This window comes from Candidatus Omnitrophota bacterium (assembly GCA_028693815.1).
Taxonomy (GTDB): domain Bacteria; phylum Omnitrophota; class Gorgyraeia; order Zapsychrales; family Aceulaceae; genus Aceula.
Genome location: JAQUUP010000048.1, coordinates 1 through 3,101 on the forward strand (window position 1 = coordinate 1; position 3,101 = coordinate 3,101).

A 3,101-nucleotide genomic window follows, 5' to 3' on the forward strand; every position below is an offset into this window, starting at 1 on the left:
AGATACCAATAGCCCTGAGTAGTTAAACTATTCAGGGCTATTTTTATGTCTTGTCGTGTCAAAAGGTTAGGGCAGATATTTTTGTATTGTCACTGTGAGGAGAGCGGAAGGAGCGATAAAGAAATTCATTTTTCAAGAAGTGGCTTAATAAATCTCGTCAGACTATCTCTTTATCTCTGAATCGCTGTTTAGTAAAGGATTCGTAGTAAATGGCATTATCGTCGATATCTTGATTAATCTGAGCAATATTTTGGGCATTTACTAGGAATAGGAAATTTTTCTTGGAATAGAAAAGAGAGATAAATTTTAAGAAAGATTTTCTTTGATATCTTGCCAGGTTTGGGCCTGTTTATTCCAATTAGGCTCTTCGGCAAGTGAACGGATTTTGTATTCGGGGATTAGATTGATTGCTTGGTTATTATTAGAGATTATTTCGGCCTGTATGGAAGGCGAGAGAAGAAGTAATGTTAGGATATGATTAAGGCGTGATTGGCTCATATTAAGCCATCCAGAGGCTTGTTTAAGGCTAGTTATTTTACTTTCGTCAAAAAGTTTCTGGATTTGATACGCAAGAATTAAGCTTCTTCTAATCTTTGGTTCTTTTTCGATTTCTGTTTCTTTGTGCCATTTATTTAATGTCCGCACCTTCTTTAGATCAACGTCAAATTCAAGCTTAATATCGCTACCATTCAGTTTGATTCCAAGCTTCTTTGCTTCAGATGAATAATAGATTTTCTTAACAAGAACGCGCAGGATTCTTCGCTTTTCCTCTGGATAGAGCGTATCCCAGACAGGGGACAGAAGAGCTTCAATTTCTTGAGAGCGCTCTTTAAATTTTTTTGTATCTGAAAATATCCGCTTCAAATACTCCACGGAAGCTTCCTCTATAGCTTGCGCGTTAAGTGATCGGTTTGGGCACGAATGGTATCCGCGCTTTTGAGCATTTGTGCAAACATAGTAACGATATTTACGTGTTTGTTTTTTCATCGTATAGGTATGAAACATAATAGTGTTACATGTATTGCAATGTAGTAGGTGGGTCAGCAATCCGGTACATTCGACATTTTTTATTACTTTTCGCTCAACGCAATTTTGTTTGAGTTTTTCTTGGGTCTTTTGGAAAGTCGTATTATCAATGATTGCACTTTGTTGGCCGTCATAGATTTGTCCTGCGTATTTTACCTTGCCGATATACAGAACATTTTTTACGATAGCTTGTATCCGGGTGACGCTGAACTTAGTTCCACCGTATGCTTTGCCTGCTTTCGAAGACCCTTCTTTTGACCTGTGGCCGTTTTCATTGAGGATAGACGCTACTTTAAGAAGAGAATTTCCATCTAGATAAAGCTTGAATATTTCTCGGATAAGTTTTGCTTCTTTAGAATTGATTATTAATTTTTTGTCATCTTTTTTTACATCATATCCAATCGGAGGCCTGCCGCCTAGCCAATGACCCTTTTTACGAGCGGCACCCATTTTATCTTTTGTGCGCTCGCTGATAATTTCACGCTCGAATTGCGCGAAGGAAAAGAGGATGTTTAGCGTTAGTCGTCCCATTGAAGTATTAGTATTAAAAGCCTGAGTTACTGAAACAAAGGTGACGTTGTATTTATCAAAGAACTCTAAGAGTTGAGCAAAATTCATCAATGAGCGAGAGAGGCGATCGACTTTGTAAACAATGACACAGTCAATGCCGCTGGCTTTGATATCATTAAGTAGCTTCTGAAGTGCTGGTCGATCAAGATTTGCGCCAGTAAAACCACCGTCATCGTATCGTGTTGGCGACATAAGCCAGCCTTCGTGCTTCTGCTGCTTATATAATTCTCAGAGGCTTCACGTTGGGCATCGAGAGTAGTAAAGTCTTGATCTAATCCTTCAGATGTGGATTTGCGTGTATAAATCGCGCAGCAAATGCGTTTCTTTTTTATCTTTTCTGTATCGTTTTTCATAGGCTAAAGAATAAATACCCGTTCCAGTGAGCTCCTGTCACCTCTTTGGCAATTGAGCTTAAACTTTTATATTTTTTATTATTATATTCATAGCCGGAATCAAGAATCTTTACTTGCAGAACTTTTCCTTTGTATTCCTTAGTTATGACGGTTCCGAGGATGGGGAGGCGCTTATCTCTTTTATGTTTTCTAGACGGCCCATTCATTTCAGGTGTATTGGGTCGTAACGTCTTGTTGTTTATTGGGTCGTATTTCTGGATCAACTCCTGGACTTTGTCCTTCGTCTTAGCAGATAATCCACCATAATCGATTTCCTGTATCCTGTAAGCTATCTTGCGCCATAAGTAGACCTTGTTATTGGATGGCGCTTTTTTGCCATCAAACAGCTTCTTGTATGCCTCCTTAAGCTCGGTTAAGGACTTCTCCTTAAGCGCCATAATTTTAGATAATTGAGCTTCTTTCATTGTAATTGCCTTTTTTATCTTGTTTTTTTTATAGCCAAAGTTCTTTGTTTCCAGCTAATTGCAAATCGTTGTACTTCTATATAGCCATACACTTCAAGAGATAGCAAGTGATTAGAGGGTTTGCGCTCTGCGCTTGTAGGTTGTGGGCTTTTGTTGTAGAATGCTTAAACCCTCTTAATAATAGTATTATTTTATTAGCTACCGGAGGGGCGGTATTTTTTATTTGAGGTAAATATATGAAATCAAGTGATAATGAAAAAAGGAGACGATAAAATGAAAGCGACGGAATTATTAAAGGAGGAACACAAAGGAATAAAATTGATGATGGATATCCTTGAAGAGATTTGCAAAAGGCTTCAGTCGGGGGAGAAAGTTAATGCTGAGCACCTTGAGCAGATTGTTGAATTCTTCAAGACGTTTGCGGATAAATGTCATCATGCCAAGGAAGAGGATCTTCTTTTTCCTGAAATGGAGAAAGCCGGGATCCCTCGTGAAGGCGGGCCGATTGGATGTATGCTTAGCGAACACGATCAAGGAAGAGCTCTTGTAAAAGAACTAAGTGTTGCTATAATGAGATACAAAATTGTAGAAAAAACGACAGATCAAATCGTAGAAAATTCCAATAAATATATTGGTCTTTTGCGGCAGCATATTGATAAGGAAGATAACATATTATATATGATGGCCA

At 38.3% G+C, this 3,101-nt stretch carries 3 protein-coding genes; 1 reads left to right on the forward strand and 2 read right to left on the reverse strand.

Features of this window, described 5'->3' with window-relative positions; all coding sequences use genetic code 11:
* Positions 1 to 306: 306 nt before the first annotated feature.
* Positions 307 to 1,788: a recombinase family protein gene (locus PHY73_08750; GenBank protein MDD3375790.1), complete on the reverse strand. Its 1,482-nt coding sequence runs from the start codon at positions 1,786 to 1,788 to the stop codon at positions 307 to 309.
* Positions 1,789 to 1,945: 157 nt separating this feature from the next.
* Positions 1,946 to 2,413 carry a DUF2924 domain-containing protein gene (locus PHY73_08755; GenBank protein MDD3375791.1) on the reverse strand — a complete coding sequence of 156 codons (468 nt, stop codon included), beginning with the start codon at positions 2,411 to 2,413 and terminating at the stop codon, positions 1,946 to 1,948.
* Between the two features lie 273 nt (positions 2,414 to 2,686).
* On the opposite strand from PHY73_08755, the gene PHY73_08760 reads away from it, so the two are divergent.
* On the forward strand, positions 2,687 to 3,101 hold a 415-nt coding region (locus PHY73_08760; GenBank protein MDD3375792.1), incomplete at its 3' end, for a hemerythrin domain-containing protein.